The 16,280-nt window shown below is 43.1% G+C and carries 21 protein-coding genes; 3 read left to right on the forward strand and 18 right to left on the reverse strand.

Features of this window, described 5'->3' with window-relative positions:
• Positions 1 to 27 precede the first annotated feature (27 nt).
• The 3 genes from U0033_RS13230 (at position 28) to U0033_RS13240 (ending at position 1,043) form a co-directional block, all read left to right on the forward strand.
• Positions 28 to 372, forward strand: a complete 345-nt coding sequence (locus tag U0033_RS13230) for a hypothetical protein (RefSeq protein WP_072366838.1) — start codon at positions 28 to 30, stop codon at positions 370 to 372.
• 52 nt (positions 373 to 424) lie between these two features.
• Positions 425 to 787: a site-specific integrase gene (locus U0033_RS13235; protein ID WP_177318784.1), complete on the forward strand. Its 363-nt coding sequence runs from the start codon at positions 425 to 427 to the stop codon at positions 785 to 787.
• Between the two features lie 103 nt (positions 788 to 890).
• Positions 891 to 1,043, forward strand: coding sequence for a hypothetical protein (locus U0033_RS13240; protein WP_245801896.1), 153 nt, complete (start codon positions 891 to 893; stop codon positions 1,041 to 1,043).
• A 57-nt stretch (positions 1,044 to 1,100) separates the two neighbouring features.
• Here U0033_RS13240 and U0033_RS13245 read toward each other — a convergent pair whose 3' ends face one another.
• The 18 genes from U0033_RS13245 to U0033_RS13330 all read right to left on the reverse strand — a co-directional run bounded on the left by U0033_RS13245 (position 1,101) and on the right by U0033_RS13330 (position 16,260).
• Complete coding sequence (locus U0033_RS13245) at positions 1,101 to 1,313, reverse strand: hypothetical protein (RefSeq protein ID WP_143151036.1); 213 nt, start codon at positions 1,311 to 1,313, stop codon at positions 1,101 to 1,103.
• Positions 1,314 to 1,390: 77 nt separating this feature from the next.
• The gene (locus U0033_RS13250) at positions 1,391 to 1,654 is read right to left on the reverse strand and encodes a MerR family transcriptional regulator (RefSeq protein WP_072366440.1); all 264 of its coding nucleotides are present in this window, start codon (positions 1,652 to 1,654) and stop codon (positions 1,391 to 1,393) included.
• Between the two features lie 327 nt (positions 1,655 to 1,981).
• Entirely contained in the window at positions 1,982 to 3,100 is a 1,119-nt protein-coding gene (locus tag U0033_RS13255; RefSeq protein WP_143150984.1) for a hypothetical protein, read from the reverse strand.
• Between the two features lie 98 nt (positions 3,101 to 3,198).
• Positions 3,199 to 4,227, reverse strand: coding sequence for a hypothetical protein (locus tag U0033_RS13260; RefSeq protein ID WP_072366434.1), 1,029 nt, complete (start codon positions 4,225 to 4,227; stop codon positions 3,199 to 3,201).
• 38 nt (positions 4,228 to 4,265) lie between these two features.
• Complete coding sequence (gene traN, locus U0033_RS13265) at positions 4,266 to 5,102, reverse strand: conjugative transposon protein TraN (protein WP_072366432.1); 837 nt, start codon at positions 5,100 to 5,102, stop codon at positions 4,266 to 4,268.
• 20 nt (positions 5,103 to 5,122) lie between these two features.
• Entirely contained in the window at positions 5,123 to 6,433 is a 1,311-nt protein-coding gene (gene traM / locus U0033_RS13270) for a conjugative transposon protein TraM (RefSeq protein ID WP_177318760.1), read from the reverse strand.
• Between the two features lie 7 nt (positions 6,434 to 6,440).
• Positions 6,441 to 6,908: a hypothetical protein gene (locus U0033_RS13275; RefSeq protein WP_072366428.1), complete on the reverse strand. Its 468-nt coding sequence runs from the start codon at positions 6,906 to 6,908 to the stop codon at positions 6,441 to 6,443.
• A 2-nt stretch (positions 6,909 to 6,910) separates the two neighbouring features.
• Positions 6,911 to 7,528, reverse strand: coding sequence for a conjugative transposon protein TraK (gene traK, locus U0033_RS13280; RefSeq protein WP_072366426.1), 618 nt, complete (start codon positions 7,526 to 7,528; stop codon positions 6,911 to 6,913).
• A gap of 18 nt (positions 7,529 to 7,546) precedes the next feature.
• Complete coding sequence (gene traJ, locus U0033_RS13285) at positions 7,547 to 8,806, reverse strand: conjugative transposon protein TraJ (RefSeq protein ID WP_083571917.1); 1,260 nt, start codon at positions 8,804 to 8,806, stop codon at positions 7,547 to 7,549.
• Between the two features lie 21 nt (positions 8,807 to 8,827).
• Positions 8,828 to 9,463, reverse strand: a complete 636-nt coding sequence (locus U0033_RS13290; RefSeq protein WP_072366424.1) for a hypothetical protein — start codon at positions 9,461 to 9,463, stop codon at positions 8,828 to 8,830.
• Between the two features lie 11 nt (positions 9,464 to 9,474).
• Positions 9,475 to 10,110 (reverse strand): hypothetical protein, encoded by a 636-nt coding sequence (locus tag U0033_RS13295; protein WP_072366422.1) that lies wholly within the window; start codon positions 10,108 to 10,110, stop codon positions 9,475 to 9,477.
• 10 nt (positions 10,111 to 10,120) lie between these two features.
• Positions 10,121 to 10,792, reverse strand: coding sequence for a conjugal transfer protein TraI (locus tag U0033_RS13300; RefSeq protein WP_072366420.1), 672 nt, complete (start codon positions 10,790 to 10,792; stop codon positions 10,121 to 10,123).
• Positions 10,789 to 13,245: a TraG family conjugative transposon ATPase gene (locus tag U0033_RS13305; protein ID WP_072366418.1), complete on the reverse strand. Its 2,457-nt coding sequence runs from the start codon at positions 13,243 to 13,245 to the stop codon at positions 10,789 to 10,791. The genes U0033_RS13300 and U0033_RS13305 overlap by 4 nt, the downstream gene beginning before the upstream one ends.
• Before the next feature lie 74 nt (positions 13,246 to 13,319).
• Positions 13,320 to 14,303: a hypothetical protein gene (locus U0033_RS13310; protein WP_072366416.1), complete on the reverse strand. Its 984-nt coding sequence runs from the start codon at positions 14,301 to 14,303 to the stop codon at positions 13,320 to 13,322.
• On the reverse strand, positions 14,260 to 14,643 hold the full coding sequence (locus tag U0033_RS13315; protein WP_072366444.1) for a DUF4133 domain-containing protein: 384 nt from the start codon (positions 14,641 to 14,643) through the stop codon (positions 14,260 to 14,262). The genes U0033_RS13310 and U0033_RS13315 overlap by 44 nt, the downstream gene beginning before the upstream one ends.
• A gap of 52 nt (positions 14,644 to 14,695) precedes the next feature.
• The gene (locus tag U0033_RS13320) at positions 14,696 to 15,148 is read right to left on the reverse strand and encodes a hypothetical protein (RefSeq protein WP_072366414.1); all 453 of its coding nucleotides are present in this window, start codon (positions 15,146 to 15,148) and stop codon (positions 14,696 to 14,698) included.
• Positions 15,149 to 15,150: 2 nt separating this feature from the next.
• Complete coding sequence (locus U0033_RS13325) at positions 15,151 to 15,480, reverse strand: DUF4134 domain-containing protein (RefSeq protein ID WP_072366442.1); 330 nt, start codon at positions 15,478 to 15,480, stop codon at positions 15,151 to 15,153.
• A 342-nt stretch (positions 15,481 to 15,822) separates the two neighbouring features.
• A complete protein-coding gene (locus U0033_RS13330; protein ID WP_072366412.1) occupies positions 15,823 to 16,260 on the reverse strand; it encodes a hypothetical protein in 438 nt (145 codons plus the stop codon).
• Positions 16,261 to 16,280 lie beyond the last annotated feature (20 nt).

The following is a 16,280-nucleotide window of genomic DNA, read 5'->3' on the forward strand; positions in this document are numbered from 1 at the left end:
TTCAAATATACATTATATTTACGTCATTTGATATTTAACGAAACACTAGGAATTGGGATTGAACAATCAAGAAATCTATTAGACCAAGATGATTTAGAGATAATTTTTGAGAATCTGTCAAGTAAGCTATCAATATTTTCAGCTAGGGAAGTAAACGATGAATTGATTTTCATTGTTTCGATAGCAGGAAAAATTAATTTGGAAATACACACCTTTTCTGATGAAATAGTTCCTCAAAAATTAGCCGTTGCTTTAATATTAATTCTAAGCGAATCTCCTAACTTAATAATAGATGATTCTGAATTTATTGAGAAATCTTCCGTTGTTCTAATTTATCTATATTCAGATGAATTGAAAAAAAGAACTTGGTGAATATCTTCCAAAAAAAGAAGAGATATTTATAGAACATACTCAATCACTCCATATGAGCAAAAGTCGATACGAGATTTACGAAATGATTATTATAAACACAGATTATGAAATAAATAGTAATTTAAATACTTTACCTGATAATAAGGTTTCATTATATTTCATTACAGGAAGTTGGTGGATCATTCAGGACCGTACCAAAACGAAATGGAAGGCCGATATACCTCTATTCAGGGATGCCCAAAGCATTATAGAGAAATACGCTAATCATGAATGTTTGAAAAAGGGTGTGTTGCTACCGGTTGTCGCTAATGCCAATTATAATTTGTATTTAAAGGAAATTGCCGCTGGAGCCAGGATTGTTAAACGGCTTACCACCCATACTGCCCCGCCGCACTTTTGCGTCCTTATGTCTTAACAATGGCGTTGAACTTAAGGTTATCTCTAAAATGCTTGGGCATAAATCGGTTAAACAGACCGAAAAATACCTGCGTTTGGAGAAAGATCACCTAAGAAACAGTATGAACAAACTCAAGAAAATCCTGGATGGTAAAGAAGTTTCTTTCACCCGCGCAATCGGAAAAACCTTTACAGCTGCCGTTAAAAGCCGGGTGTTGGAGTCGGCGGCAGAAGAAATAAATGACGAGGTAGTGGAAGAGTTTTCAGGTAGTTGAGCAAAAGTTCGTCTCCCTAAAGATTAAAACACTTTGGGGAGATGAACTTGTTGACTGCTAAATCCTGATGGCTACCCGGCTCCCTTCCGCAGGATGAAAGGAAGGCAGGTAATCAATATAGCCAAAATGCTGAAGCTCCGCCATGTATTTATGGTAAGTAGGAATGCCTTTGATATGGGCAGTTTCCATCACCTGGCGTCTGGTTATCCGGATCATATCCACTGAATTTTGCGACAAGCCCATATAAACCAGCGTTAAAAATAAGATCATATGCTTTGGTTTTATCCGTTCATCACGGCTCAAGACTCCAATATACTTCCTGAGCAATTCCATATTCTTAGCCATAACTATTTGAATAAATTATTAATATCCTTCAGGTTGTAATAATAAGAGCCACGGATTTTTTTAAACCGGATTTTACCAGCTATACGCAGGTTTTGTAAGCTACCGGGCGACATATCTAATATCTTCCGGGCCGTTCCGGCCTTTATCCAGTCGTTTACAATGGGTGCAGACATGGCGCTCAATTTCTCATCCACGATCTGGCGTATATCATTCAGCAGCTGAAGCCTGAACATCTTCAAATCATTTTGCGTTATCACATTTTCCATTCTCTCTTCGATTTGTGGTCTCAAAATATAGGCTACTGGGAACATTCCGTTTCAGGGAGGGCACATACCTTATGTAGCCGAAGCAATCCAGATCTCTCACGTATCGGTAGTAGCTGGCATTGGATAACACCTTAGCCAGTTGTTTAGCTTCCGAGCAAAACAATTTCAACGGCACCGGGCAATTTTGGTTTAACCAATATTGATAAAGACTGGCAAAAAGCCCGATATGGTTAAGCCCTATTCGAGGATCTGTCTGAGCGGCTGTAAAAAAATCAGATAAGATCTTCATGTTTTCCATGTCACCAATTTTATCTATAAAAAAACTACCTATACACTCCGGGTCCTCGCCTTACGGCCATTGACTCGACCGGCAGATTCCTTCTCCTGGTCGATCCCCTTACGCTTGTTATTATTTTTGCCGGCTTTCTGGCTTTGACTGGTTTTAGTGCCCTTGGTAACACTCTTAGTTTGCTTTTCTGCCTTAGTACTTTTTACCTCGTCAGATGAAAATTTCTCACCGTTTTTGTCGATAAAGATGATATCCTTCCGCTGCAAATTGATCACCATTGTAAAAGGTTTAGCCGCCCCGTTAACAATAGCCTCGGTATTGACGAGATTGCCCGCTTTTAAATCCTGCGCAACACGATCCAGAAAACCGGGGATATCCTTGTCCTTAAAGTCAACTTTTGCAAGAATGTTTTCGAGATTCAATGTCTGCACGGGTGGATGTTCTTTGAGTTTCTGGTTGCGGTTTGCATCCCGATCATTTGGGTCTAACATAAAATAGGATGTAACGAACTTTCCTTCTACGTTTTCATCCCGCCCTACTGGCCTGCCCATAACTAAATTTCCCATCTCTAACGGAGTAAATAACCGATCAGTCTTTGCCACATCAGCGAAGTCGCGGCTGCCGATTAATTTTCCGGATGGATTCTTAACAGTAGTTTTTAATCCTTCCAGATGAAATTTTTGTTGCTGATCCTTTTTAAACTTCACCTCGATTTCGATGTAGTTCAGTTCAGCAGTATAAAATCCAATAGGCACCGTAAGTGTTTCTGCATTTTTATTATAATGCCTGGGCAAATCTTTGATATAGTCGCCTAGCTTCAATCTGGTCATCTCATTTCTGACATCGTTGAACGTGTTCCGATCCCTAAGTTCATTTTTTTGTTCAATTACCTTCTGCAGCCGGGGGGTCAGGAGGTTCCTGACAACATTCAACGGCCAGGGATAGATGCCCTTTATCAGTTTCCTCCTGTCAAAATCAGCGGATTTAAATGTTGCCTTTTCAAAATCACTCAATGGCAACTTGTTATACTTAGCGGTAAGCTCCTCATAGAAGGTAAGTTTCTCGCTGGCAATTTTTTTCTTTTGATCAGGATACAAGGATTTGAGGGCCTTCTCATGCTCATTCCATTTCATTATATCATCTAAAACCCTATCCATGAGTACAAATTTTAAAGAACTTCCCCCTGATCTTTCAGGGGGAAAGCCCCTATGTTACATGATTATTCCATTTCGCTTGGTCACTTGCATATCGCCTTTTAGATTGAATTCCTTTTCCTTTTAGGACCAGTATTCTTGACTGGTTTACCAGCTTTCTCAGCCTTGCCTGGTTTTTGCATTTCAGCTGTAGCGTCACTTTTTTTTTCTGAAGATGTACCATCTGTTACAGCGCCAGACGACTGCTTTTGTCCTGCACTAACCTGTTGTTTATTTGTAACACCAACATTGTTGTCTTTTTTCTCCTGTACAGCAGATGCAAGAGGGTAAAGCAAATCCTGATACAACTCAGGATGCTTTGCGATGTATTGTTTAAAATTCTCTGTCAGGTCCATTCCAACACTAACACCCTCAGCATAAAGATTATGACTTCTTGCCGGTGGATACGCATTTGCCGATACCAGTATCTCTCTGCCAACTGGTTTGTTGTCCACTTCCTCGACAAACATAACACGCAGCGGAACACTTTTACCTTTTTCCATCTCTCCATATGCCAGATCAATAGTCAGAGGCACGTCCTTATACATCTTCTCATCTTTATCAAACACCTTCAGCGTATCTTCAGGACGATAATTGACTACTGGAAGTGCTTTCATACTATCTTCCTGTTTGTACCCATATTTATCATGGTAGGTCTTGATCTCCGTCTGGTTGTGTTCATTTATAATCGCCCCAGCCCAGGTGTTATAGGCTTCACCCTCCTTGTTGTGTAGTCCTCGTTTGTAAACCCAACCATTGGTGATCATTTGATAAGCCTCATTATAAGTGAACTTCAGCTCACTTTGATTATTAGAAGTAAGATCCTTGACAAAGTTATGAGGGGCAATTTTTACAGATTCTTTGAACCCATCGTAAAACCATACATCGGGATTCTTCGTTCCCCGTTTGAAAGCCAAATTACTAACTACAGTATTCCCTTCCTTAATATCGGAAAAAGGAAACTTCAGGGAACTTTCACCTTTTTGATCCGCTGTTAACAAGGCTTGTTTCAACGGGTCACCGATCCGGTCAGGAAAACCGCTACCTCTGATTACATCATTAACGATGTAGTCTGCATTCTTAATCGCCATCACTATTCAATTTCACGTTATCAATTCTATTATTTCACCTACAAAACTTTAGCCTTATTCAGGTGCCGGTTAAGTATCTTCAGATCCAGGTTTCTGCCACCATTCAGCTCAGTCATCTGAACATGCAGATATTTCTGCCGCGCCAATGTGAATTTATCAAGTACAAAAACAACGGTTTGGGAACTGCAGCTGTTAATGACTTTTGAATTGCCGGCTACGCTAAGCGGCAAAATTTCTATCTCCTGTGAGGCCGTACGTTTTGATTTCTTCCTGTCACTGATGAAAAACCTAAACTGGTCCAGATCGTAGCTGATGTTAGAATTATTGGAAAGCCTGAACTGAAAATAAAAAGCGTCATCCTTCACAAACAATCCCGCCAGCTCAAGGCGAACAAAATCGCGTTCATCCCCCGGACGGAACATATTGCTTTTTTTGGATACTAATTGCCATGCCAGATCATTGAACTTAGCTTCATTATCTTTCTGAGCCGTAAAGATTACGGCCCCCTTAGAACTGTTCCCGTTAGGCGGTAGCTGAATAGCCAGTGCTTTCGGATCGGAATCGTAAGAGATGATAAAGGCATACACGGCTCCATCACTCGTAATGACAGTTAGATTAGTAGGAGAAAATCCGGCTTTAGCGGCCTTTACCTGTACCACGTTCTCTGTGCCTTTCGCTTTTTGCAGGAAGATATCTTTACTGCCGCGATCAATACTTTTCACCCCTGAAGGGAAAAGTATACTGGTTGTTTTATTTACCGTAACATAAATCTGATTGGGAACGTTACTTTTAAGTGAAGCCAGTTCCTGCGCCATCACACCTAATGAAAACAGCATCATCCACACTGTTGCCATAACTGCACAAACTCTTTTCATTGTATTGTTTTTAAAGATTACTACTTGCTTTGTTGATTATCGTCCTTAAGGAATATCTGGTAATTTGCCTTAACAGCAACTTTCACCAGCTTTATTTTCTTACTTAGCAAACTCTTTGCGGCATCGATCCCTGCGCTTAAAGCCTGTGCTGATACAGAAGGATCAAGTGACGACATACCCAGTGCCTGAACAGCGCGGTCACCGGATTCTTTTGCTACATCTCTGGAAATCGCACCCGGAATATAGAGACCGGCCAGGCCGTCAATATCGTACACACTCAGGCGAACCGGAAATATGCTATTTTGATAGCGAACAGAAGTCACTGTTATGTTAAGGCGCTCTCCGTTAACACCGGATTGTCCGAATAAAAAAGTATTCTTCGGAATCAGCTGGCCATTGATAAAAACATCCGATGTCAGGCGCAATTTAACAAAGGCACCGGTGACCAGTACCTGGTCATCACTGATCACTGCAGGGATACTGTTCGCAACCGGCGAATTCATCTCACCGGCGAGATCGTTTTCCAGTCCAAAGAATCTATTGAAACCGGATGTTGCAGGAAGCTGGTTGCTGTCTAAAGTGGTTACCGGGTCTATATTGGCTACTGACACTGCAAACACTTGACCCTGATTTTTTTGTGAAGCCTGTTGTAAGCGTTCCTGAACGCGGTCAGGGTGTTGGATGTCCAGAATCTTGCCTAACACATCCTGAATCTGCTGCATTTCATGATCACTGCCGGATTGCCCTCCCTGTACGCTCGAAATCATACTTTCCAGCCGGTCTATATCGCTGGAATTGACCGATTGCCCGGCTTTTACCGGACTCACAGATGATGGAAGATCTTCAGGAGTCTTCACAGATCCCTTTTCGTTAACAGCATGATCCAACGCTGCCAGCTTTTCCCGGATTCGCTTTTCATTCTGATCGACATCCGACAAACGGGATGTGGACGGCATATCATGATCGTCTGTTACCCTATCATCACTACCTGAAAACTGGTTAGAGAACAATGGATCATCACTTCTATTTGAATAGTACGGGTCTTGATCCGCCAATTTCGCGCGGTCAGCAGAATCTTTCTGCGCCTCCTCATAAAATTGCATTTTGTCAAAGGTGCTGTCCTGGAAGCTGCCGGCTTCAGGTAAACGGGCTATCAGTGCGCTATCATCTGCCTTCGGCGCTTTATTACTGACACCCTTACCGCCACCTAAAGCACAAAATGCGAGTGTAAGAAAGGGTAGAATTAGCAACGGCATTACCAAACTCATTTTTCGCTCCCGGAGGAACTTTTCTGAATGAGGCTGCTTTTCAACAAATTTCAAATTTTCCATTTCACGTTCATTTAAGTCCATATAAATTTTTCATTGCTTTTAAACTGTCCAGGATACCTGGATGCGACTGCACGATCTTCGCCAGGTGCCTGCGACCCGAAACCGTTTTTTTCAGGGTATCGAGAAATTCATCGATATCGCTGATTTGCCGCCGCAATGCAGAATCCGATGAGGTCAGAGTCTCACGCGGCATAATCACTACTGGTGTAGACATAGCATTTAACCTGGTCCCGGTTATGGAGTGCTTCCCAGTAATTCCTTGATAAAGTGCGTGGACGCTAACCGCTGCAAGTAGCAAGCCCATCGCGATTGCAATCAGACGTACACGTTGAAGTGGCATTTTGCTGGTTTTGTTATTCATCCAATTAGCCCATTCCCTTTGAGATAAGAGGATAAAGCCCGCGATTTTAGTGACAGCACGATCCTTTACCCAGCCGGTAGGGCTGCGCTTTTTTGTTTTTTGCCTGATAACCATGTTTACCGTTTTTGAATGTTCACATCTTTATTTTCAATGGTCTTCCAGCGTTCGATCAGGAATCCATGAGAGTTATTTTCCGACCTGCTGATATTTCGAAGAAATCCTTCAGTAATAAGAGAGCGATCAACTTTGCTGGTTGACCGTGAAAGATGCTGTGTTGCAAAGCATTTAAAGTGGTAGGGGTATTGATCCAGGTCTAACTGAATGCTATCTACTTCAATGGTTTGATAAACATTCCCGGCAACAATACCCGAAAAATAGTTCTGCTCTTTAAGGTTATCGTATTGCTCCTTTGCGCTAATGTCAGCTAAATACAAGGCTTTGGAAATATTTGTAGTAATAGCCTTTTCATCAGGCGTGTAGGTAAAAAAAAGCTGATGAAAAGTTTTTACATGATCGCGGGCCTCGGCCGGAATGTTATCTTTTCTGTCTGATGCATAGGCTTCCAGGGCTTTGCCATTGATAAGCACATATACCCTGCTTTGCTCCTTCATTACTACACCATATGATTTGTAGATCACCAGACCACAGACTCCGGAAAACGCGATTATAATGATGATGGTAAAAAGACGTATAGACTTAAACGCCTGATCTAAATTTTTTGCTTGTTTAAACATGGTGCCTCACTTTTTCAATTAACTATTATCCTTCCCGGAGAGCTTATTGTGCATATATGCACCTGCTCCGCCTGCGGCACGGCCTACTGCGCCTGCCACCCCTTTGCCGCTGTGTTCTGAATTACCGGACATACCTTCACTGATATGCTGGCCGGCGTTGGCAATACCTCTTGCTCCTGCCATTAAATTTCCAGCCCCGGCGCTGATAGCTGCACCGCCTCCGCTGATAACAGCACCGCCTCCGCTTTGAACCATCGTATTCATCTTTTCAACCAGTGCACCACTCTGGCCAACATTTATTACTAGTCCAGCCACAGTAGGCACAGTGAAGTAGCCTACAATTCCGATAATCATAAATATCAGGTAACCGGTATCGGAGGCGCTGAAAAAGGTATCGCCTGTACTACCAATTTGGCTCAGGTCCAGCTTCAGCATTTGTTCCTGTAGCTTTCCGATGATCGCACCAAAGATGTTACACACAGGGAGCCACAGAAAGATATTAAGGTATTTAGCCAGCCAGCCCGTTAGGGTATGTTGAAACCCATCGAAGACGGCTAAACCGAATACCAGCGGGCCGAGAATGGAGAGCACGACCATTTGAAACGTTCGGATCGTATTGATGCAAAGTGAGGCCCCCTGGAACAGAACATTGAGTATCTCGGACATCCATTCTTTAACATTGTTACGAAAGCGATAACCCGCCTTCGCCATTGCAAAAGAGATATCCGTACCAATACCCTCAAACACACCTTCATCGACATCAGCCGCATCTTTTGGCAAACCATGCAGGTATTTCAGCCAGCGTTGCTTGTCACCCTCCCCGTTTTGACCGATGTACATTTTATACGGGTCTGTCTCCTTTATAGCCTCAGCCTTCATTTTGAGAAGAATGGCAATTGACTTGTTCGATCCCTCCACCATTTCAGCAGTAGCGGTAACCGTCGGTTGCAGGAGGCCATTGATCATGCCTAACACTAATGGGAAAAAACTGATACAAAAGCCCAGACAGAACGGTCGAAACAGCGGATAGAAGTCTATGGGTTCCGCGTTCGCCAGATGCCGCCATACCCGGCTTCCGATATAAAACAGGGCGGCAAAACCAGCAATGCCCCGACTTACGGATATGAGTTGGCTGCATAAGGGCATCATTTCATCGTAAAGATTATCCAATACGGGTTGCATTTGCGATATTTCATCCCCAACCCCGTCAGCCCGCGCTGCGTGACTGATCAAAAACAGCGTGATACCAACCACACCCATCATACTCAACTTTTTCATACTGTATCGATTAAATCGTAATTATTTGATCCCATGAATCCCCTTCAGCTCAGTCACTTCATGAGTTTCTTTCAGTCTACCCAATAACATCAGGTTAGTATCCTGATTAAATGATTTCAGGAAGGTTAGTTTATCCTCCATTTCATCATTAATCCGGTCGATGGCCTTGATGCGTTCATCATCGGACATTCGAAGTTTACCGGCAGTGGTGACGTTTATTAATTCATCAAGATTCTGCAAAGATTGATTGATGAGATTTTTATAAACCGCCGATATATAATTCAATTCTCTTTCGGAAAATTGATTTGAAGAGACAAACATTTTATAGGCAGCTTTATACTGTTTTGCCAGCTCAATCTGATAATCTGCGATCTGTACTATTTTATAATACTTTTTTACCGCTGGGCTGACCTCCATCAAACCATCTAAAAAAACTTTATGAATGTTAAAGTTGCCCTCGGAAATGTCTTTGATAGTTCCATAACCGTTAGATACGATTTCATACCCTTTTTTTAGGTCGGATAATATCTGTTTGAACTGGGCCAGCTTTTCTATGTTCAAAGCCAGCTGGGCTAATTCATTTGCTTGCGCATAGGATTTCTGATAACTCATCAGGGAAACCAGAAATCCGAATGAAAAGGCGACTAATGCTTTCATAATCCTTCACTTTAATACCACGTTTTAAGTGTATCTACCTCTCTGCTCTCCTTCAGTCTGGATTGACCCAAACCCCGGATATCCTTATAAAAAGCACCTGTAAAGTCATAGTTATCACTCATATTGGCTTTGAGCTGATCTATCTTTGCAAGCCGCTCGTCATCGCTCATTTGCAGCGAACTATCTGTAATCAGGGTAATGAGTTCATCAATGTTTTTTGAACAGTCGTTCAACACCCTCGTATACACCTGGTCGATGTAATTGATCTCATTAGGTAAAAATGAATTGCCGGATTTGAGATATCTGGATGTAGATTTATACAGAGTAAGTATATCTGTTTGCACAGCTACGATATCAGCAATACCGGCATATTTCCTTACGGCTGGATTAACCTCTTTTAATGAATTAAAGAATATTCTGTGCAGGTTAAACTCACCATTTTTGAAATCACTGATCGTATTCAGACCCGATTTAGCTATGTTGTATCCCTTTTCGAGATAGCCTTTATATGCCTTTAAAGCGGCGATCTGCTCCGCTAGATATTTGCGCTGTGTTTTCTTTTGCGAAAAGAAACTGGTAATCGCGCTCTGCCCATAAGAGGAGCTGTATACTGCAAGAATGCAGATGAATAAAACTAATTTCTTCATGGTGCAACACTTATTTGAGACTGTAAATAGATTTGACACGGTTGATGTCTGCCTCATCCGCGGCTCGTTGCAGGCTCAGCATGGCATTCTGGCGATTGAATAGTAATAAATCCATATAGTTCTCATCTACCTTGCCAGAGGTTTTATCAATGATTTCCAGTCGCTTTTCATCCGTCATTTGTGTCTGCAGGGAGTTGATTACCATAGTTAGCTGATCGATATTCTTTACTGTCTCATCCAGAATACCGTTGTAAACTTTTTCCATGTAGTCTAATTCCTTCGCAGTAAAATGGGTGTCATTCTTAAGCAGATTCCAGGCGCGTTTATACTCATTGATAATTCGTGTTTCTTTCTGCGTTATATCTTTGATGCGCTGATAATAACTAATCAGTAGCTTTACGTTGCGGAGTTCATCAAAGTACTTCTGATACTGCGCTTTCTGCTTTTCTGACCAGTCTGAGATCTCATCCAGCTTCAGTTTACTCATGTAGTTCTCTAATGTCTTCTGTGCGTTCTGCAGCCAGATGACCTTGTTTTGCTGTTTCTGTATACCTAAGTCAATGGCAATAATGACCTTCTTAATCGCGGCTTTTACAACCACCCACACAATGGCATGGCTTCTTTGTGTCGGTGCAATGATTATTGCAATGGTCAATAACAGTGTTAATGATAGCTTTTTCATACCCCACCTTTTTTGTTTTTCATTTCTTCACTTAAAGCTGCAATACCTTTTTCCATACTGCCGTGCTTTTGGGCAAAATCAAGCACTTTGATGCGTTCCTTTCCCTCCGTAGTAAATGCGAGATATTCTTCTACGCAGAGTTCATTCCGGTATACCTGTTGTACCTGGCCACCAATATCTATGAAGATCTCCCGGTCATCCTTATTCACTGAAAGCAGCATGGTCTTTGCTTTCTCAGATAGGCCCAATGTTTCCTGCAGCTTGTCAAACTTGTGAAGGAACTTACGCATGTCCATCAGGATCTTAATATCTGCGTTGTTGATGATCGCATCTTTGATTACCGGAGAATTTACCAGGTCGTCGAGTTCCTGCGTGATAACAATCGGCACTCCGTTAAACTTTCTGATGGTTTTAAATGCATACTTAAGAAATTCAGCCATGCCGGATTTGGCGATCGCCTTCCAGGCTTCATCCACGCAAAGCACCTTCCTTACACCTTTTAACTTCCGCATCTTTGACACGAAGGATTCCATCAAAATCAGCACGATAACCGGGAAAATGATAGGATGATCCTTGACATTATCCATTTCTACCACTAAAAATGGCTGGTCCAGCATATTAAGGTTCTCAGTGCTATTGAGCAGGTAGTCGAACTCTCCGCCAGCATAGTAGGGCCTTAAAACATAAAGGAAGTTGTCAATATCGAAGTCTTTATCACGTACGTTATGCTCACGTAAAATCGGTACATATTCATTTTTCAGGTAGTCATAAAAGCTGTTAAAAGACGGAAAAATTGCAGCGTCTTTTTGCAGGTGATCATAATACAACTGGATGGCGTTGGATAGGGCAACATATTCACTACGATTGAAGTTTTCATTATCCTGTTTCCACAAAGAAATTAGCAATGATTTAAGGCTCTCCTTTTTTTCAGTATCCAACACCGGGCCGTCAGGCAGGAAGAAAGGATTAAACTTTATGGGGTTCTGCTCGGTGTACGTAAAATAATACCCACCAACCAGTTCACACAACGCCTGATAGGAACCACCAATGTCAACAATCACCACATGTGCCCCCTGATCGTACATGGTTTGAAGTACATGATTTATGGTCATCGATTTACCACCGCCGGATGTGCCGCAGCACAGCACACCCATATTGCTGCTGATCCCTAATTTCCGTGGACGGTCAAACGGATCGACAAAGACGGGTCTGTTCGTCAATCGATCAGAAAAGCGGATACCTTCTTTTTCAGGCACACTTTTCGGTGCACCCTCATTATTCAGAAAACAGGATGCTTGTGCCGCGAAAGTCTGAAAGGTATCATTCATCGGAAAATCAGAAGCATTCCCCGGTATCCCGGCCCAAAAGATTTGTGCCGCACCAACAGTTTCCAGTTTAGCACCTGCATCCATCTGAGCCAGTGCAGCGCTGACCTTATTTTTAAGGTCTTTAAGTTCTGCCTTCTCAGTGGTCCAGACCATTACATTGAAATGAGCGCGTACCGGCAGCCGCTGTTCTGATACGGCCTCGTTGAGAAAATCGTTTACAGCATCCCGCGAAATCGCATTCTCACGGCTGTAACCAGCCAACGACTGCAAACGCAGACGTTTCTTTTCAAGTTGCTGAATCGTCTTCTGACTATCTTCAATAAAAATAAACTGATTGTAAATATGGTTGCAGGGAAGCAGCTGGCCGATCGCGCTGGCAAATCCAATACTGAATTTGGTACGGTCGGTACTGTACTTTTCGTAGTTAATCCGGGACCCGCACATAGCCGGCACATCGTCTACGTCACCCAGGGTGTAAATCTGTACAAATTTTTCACCTACTTTGATAGATTCATCAAAGGAGATATCTTTCACAATAGTGGAATCAGGGCTATCTGCTAAGAAGCAGTATTCTTCAATCACACCGGGGCGGCCTTTATCACTGGTTAACTCATTATCTGAAAGCTGCTCTAATGTAAGCAGCCCGCTGTCCTGCATAATCTGTTTGAACTGGCCGCAGCTGTCAAGAAAATCCTGGAACAGGATCGGGTTTACGGTCTGTTCAGGTACAAGAGATGTACGGATCAGATTTGAAAAAACACTACTGGACGGTTTTCTGCCAGCAGGCTTTTTGGTAAGGTATAAATAACAACGGTGATCCAGAAACTTCCTGCCCCTAAAATGCCTGTCAGCACTTTTGCGGAGAAAGCTCTTTTCTTCACCGTCATTCTCCGGCTGGTAAACACTTTCAGTGAACCAATCCTGTTTATGTAAAACGGTATGCTTCGGTAAAACCCGCATCGCCTTGTTCCAGGTCTGATGCAGGTTTTCATAGTCATCGTTCCCCAATGTAAATATCTCAGGAAGGATAACTCTGTAAGCGACTGTAATATCCCCCTGCTTACTCACGATACAGTCGTTCTCCACGCCCATGATAGGCAAAATTTTATCCAATACTTTCTCCATTTCACGCACACTTTAATTTTGTCCTATGGTGGTAGGCATTCACATTAAATAGATTACAAGACCATCTTAAACGGCTAAATCCCCCGGCGCTTTGCACTCCTTATTGTCAGCTTCCGTTCAGAGTACTGATATGTCAAACCGTTTTCGGGTAGTCGCTTCGGCTGGCAATTCTTATATAAAATTTCCTGAGCCGATTTTTGGGCCTCGGCAGGCGCGATGGAATCACTACCGGGAAAATTGACAGGGAACCTCAGACCCGAAGCAGGAGAGATTTCACCCGCAACCCGCCGGATGAGCTGTATCTGGGCTTCAATGGTAAAAGGTTTGGCATGGTCGGTTACCGGGCTATATTTCCGGTAACTTGGCAGGTAGTGATGAGGACTGCGGCCTTCCCGCTTAGCCAGGGCAACAGGGTCAAAAACCAGCAGCTCGGGAATGCTGACCTGCCAAAGATCCTTACGAACATCATTCAGGCTAAAATTCCACGGTTCAACCAATGACCGGCTCCGGGCATCAAAAAATCCTGCATAGGCAGGAGCCGCCTCACTGCCACGGTCGATTACCTTAAATTCACTGAAAGCGAACGTCTGGCCCTTTTTATCTAATGGTGTTACTGTATCATTGACCACATCGACCTCATAAGGATATCCGGCAATAATGGTGACGGGATTCTTGCCGTTCAATAATTCGCCTTCTGCTTTGGTTAAGAGGTACCCGCGTGGTCCTTCACGATCGTATCCATAACCAAGGTCTACCCGTATTTGACGGACAAGATCAGGCGACTCCCGCAAAACATCGGGTAAATTTGCAGGAACAAGTAACTTCGGCTGGCCGGGCTTGTGCACGCCTTCCCATAGTTTTAACTCATTTGTATCAGGATTAATAGCAATAGCTATTAATTCCCCTTCAACCGGATGCTCCGGAAATTTAACTTGATTTGATGGCCGGTAGGAAGACAATAATAACCGCTTTTCGTAATCCAGCTCCAGCAGGAACTGATGTGCAGTAATTAAATCATAGTTTCTGCCTGAATGCGGACTTAAGGTTTGCTTTTCCATTTCTTCCGATTTTAATTTTACCTTTCAGACCCGTGCTGAATACTTTTCGGCTACGGGCAATTACGTGTTTTGGAACAGATCTTCTTGCCATGACCTTCATCATGCCATGCTCTCCGTATTTGTTGCTCATACTATATATCTTCATCACGGAGAAACCGCCCGCTGCCAGGATGATCAGTAATGCCAGATATTGGTTTACCCCAACAATGAAAAGAATAGGATAAATGATGAGTAGCCCCAGAAAGCAAAAAGCAACATACCAGATGTATTGGGCTTTTAACCCTTTGAATTCAATACTGCGATTGATTCCCTTGTTAACCAGATACACACTGTTAGCCATTTTCTGAATCTTTAATAGTTTAAAAAAAGCTATGGTGCGGTGCACCATAGCCTCAACGTTGTAAAAACCTGTCAAAATCATCAAGGAAAAATTTGACCATTAGTCCTATGGCGTACCGCAGGTTCTTATCCTTGAAATCCACCTTTTCATATCGGTAATACCTGAACACCGGCTTGCAGGCAATCACAATATGAAGAATGACAGAATTCAGCAAACCGGTTTCCATAAATGCTGGTAATTCATCGCCGCATATCGATTGGAAAATCTGTTTAACCAACATGAATCTAGCCGGACTTAATTCTTCAATCAGAACACTGAGGTTTTGGGCTAGAACAACAGGGTCGAGAATACCGGCACGCTGCATGATCTCAATCGTCTGCATCACCCCCTCTATCTGCTGTTGAATCACCAGCAAGGCAGGATAATCCGTCTGCAGGTCGTTGAATAATTCTGGATTCTCCTGCTCAAAGTGCATCCAGAATCCCTCAATCAGCAGCCTTTCCATGACTAAGCGATGCCGAAGAAACTTTTAATTACTGTAGCTACGATGACCAGGAAGATGCAGCTCCCAAACCAGCTGGCGGCAACCTTTGACGTATCCGGCTCGCCCGCATTCCACTTCTGGTAAACCTTTACAGCACCAATCAATCCCAGGACCGCGCCTACCGCATACATCAAGTCGGTTCCTGTATCAAAATAGCCCCGCACCTGATCGTTAGCTTTCTGGATACCTGCCTTACCATCCTGTGAAAATGCAGATAACGCACTTAATGTTGTGAATGCCAGCAGGGCAACGGCCTGCTTGATTCTCTTTACGGAAATCATGTTTTTTTTCATATACCTCATTTTCAAACTCACTAAAACATTATCTCTGATTCTGGCAGGCTCGCCCTCCCGGAGCCGCACCGCTCCGAGAGTTTGGCCTGTCGATTAACCCCGCGAACGCCAGACACTCATTTTCTCACTATTTCGCTCTACAGCCATGTGCCGCGTCGGGAGGTTATATATTTTAAAGGGAAAAGAATGTTAAACAGGTGCACACCAACTGCCTCACTCACTGATTCACTAACCCTTAGCGGTGTGCATCCTGTTTATTATTTAACCTGGAAATACCTTGTCTGTTGACACCCGCCCGGCCCTTCCCCTGTCAGGGGAAGGCGGCGGATGGATGCTGCAGCCTCAACTCAACCACAACTGCTCAACCTCCTCTGTGTCGAGGCGTGCAACATCCTGCTTTTCGCACTCAGACTGAATGTATTCCTGTATGGGAAGTCTGAACGCTGATGCTTTTAGATCCGGATAGGCTGCGAGTAAATCTTTCAGAAGGTAGAAACGGTCTGTTTTGTTATACTGTCCTTCTGCAATAACTTTTATACGGTCTCTGATTTGGGGAAGTAATTCCTGGACACTTGCAGCGATCGGGTCACTCTGCATTTCGTATTTATATTCCTCGTCTGCCGTGGTGCCATTCCCGCTATCATGTATGTGATTTCGTTTGCCGGACAACAAACGTTTCATCTCAAAGGAATAATACTTCAGAAGAACATATCCGTAGTAGAGCAATACGAGGCATAACATAATCCCTATGTAGGTTCTCCAGCTAACATGTGCCAACATCTCTTTTCTGTTTTGATTTA

This window comes from Chitinophaga sancti, assembly GCF_034424315.1.
GTDB classification, from domain to species: Bacteria; Bacteroidota; Bacteroidia; order Chitinophagales; family Chitinophagaceae; genus Chitinophaga; species Chitinophaga sancti.

What these genes read in the sequence shown, in the direction of transcription:
- U0033_RS13245 (WP_143151036.1), bottom strand. Translation starts at nt 1,313, where the DNA reads ATGATCTTATTTTTAACGCTGGTTTATATGGGCTTGTCGCAAAATTCA.
- U0033_RS13255 (WP_143150984.1), bottom strand. Translation starts at nt 3,100, where the DNA reads ATGGATAGGGTTTTAGATGATATAATGAAATGGAATGAGCATGAGAAG.
- U0033_RS13330 (WP_072366412.1), bottom strand. Translation starts at nt 16,260, where the DNA reads ATGTTGGCACATGTTAGCTGGAGAACCTACATAGGGATTATGTTATGC.
- U0033_RS13250 (WP_072366440.1), bottom strand. Translation starts at nt 1,654, where the DNA reads ATGGAAAATGTGATAACGCAAAATGATTTGAAGATGTTCAGGCTTCAG.
- U0033_RS13320 (WP_072366414.1), bottom strand. Translation starts at nt 15,148, where the DNA reads ATGGAAAGGCTGCTGATTGAGGGATTCTGGATGCACTTTGAGCAGGAG.
- U0033_RS13300 (WP_072366420.1), bottom strand. Translation starts at nt 10,792, where the DNA reads ATGAAAAAGCTATCATTAACACTGTTATTGACCATTGCAATAATCATT.
- U0033_RS13325 (WP_072366442.1), bottom strand. Translation starts at nt 15,480, where the DNA reads ATGAAAAAAAACATGATTTCCGTAAAGAGAATCAAGCAGGCCGTTGCC.
- traJ (WP_083571917.1), bottom strand. Translation starts at nt 8,806, where the DNA reads ATGAAAAAGTTGAGTATGATGGGTGTGGTTGGTATCACGCTGTTTTTG.
- U0033_RS13310 (WP_072366416.1), bottom strand. Translation starts at nt 14,303, where the DNA reads ATGGAAAAGCAAACCTTAAGTCCGCATTCAGGCAGAAACTATGATTTA.
- U0033_RS13235 (WP_177318784.1), top strand. Translation starts at nt 425, where the DNA reads ATGAGCAAAAGTCGATACGAGATTTACGAAATGATTATTATAAACACA.
- U0033_RS13305 (WP_072366418.1), bottom strand. Translation starts at nt 13,245, where the DNA reads ATGGAGAAAGTATTGGATAAAATTTTGCCTATCATGGGCGTGGAGAAC.
- U0033_RS13295 (WP_072366422.1), bottom strand. Translation starts at nt 10,110, where the DNA reads ATGAAGAAATTAGTTTTATTCATCTGCATTCTTGCAGTATACAGCTCC.
- traM (WP_177318760.1), bottom strand. Translation starts at nt 6,433, where the DNA reads ATGGAAAATTTGAAATTTGTTGAAAAGCAGCCTCATTCAGAAAAGTTC.
- U0033_RS13315 (WP_072366444.1), bottom strand. Translation starts at nt 14,643, where the DNA reads ATGGCTAACAGTGTGTATCTGGTTAACAAGGGAATCAATCGCAGTATT.
- traN (WP_072366432.1), bottom strand. Translation starts at nt 5,102, where the DNA reads ATGAAAAGAGTTTGTGCAGTTATGGCAACAGTGTGGATGATGCTGTTT.
- U0033_RS13240 (WP_245801896.1), top strand. Translation starts at nt 891, where the DNA reads ATGAACAAACTCAAGAAAATCCTGGATGGTAAAGAAGTTTCTTTCACC.
- U0033_RS13260 (WP_072366434.1), bottom strand. Translation starts at nt 4,227, where the DNA reads ATGGCGATTAAGAATGCAGACTACATCGTTAATGATGTAATCAGAGGT.
- traK (WP_072366426.1), bottom strand. Translation starts at nt 7,528, where the DNA reads ATGTTTAAACAAGCAAAAAATTTAGATCAGGCGTTTAAGTCTATACGT.
- U0033_RS13275 (WP_072366428.1), bottom strand. Translation starts at nt 6,908, where the DNA reads ATGGTTATCAGGCAAAAAACAAAAAAGCGCAGCCCTACCGGCTGGGTA.
- U0033_RS13290 (WP_072366424.1), bottom strand. Translation starts at nt 9,463, where the DNA reads ATGAAAGCATTAGTCGCCTTTTCATTCGGATTTCTGGTTTCCCTGATG.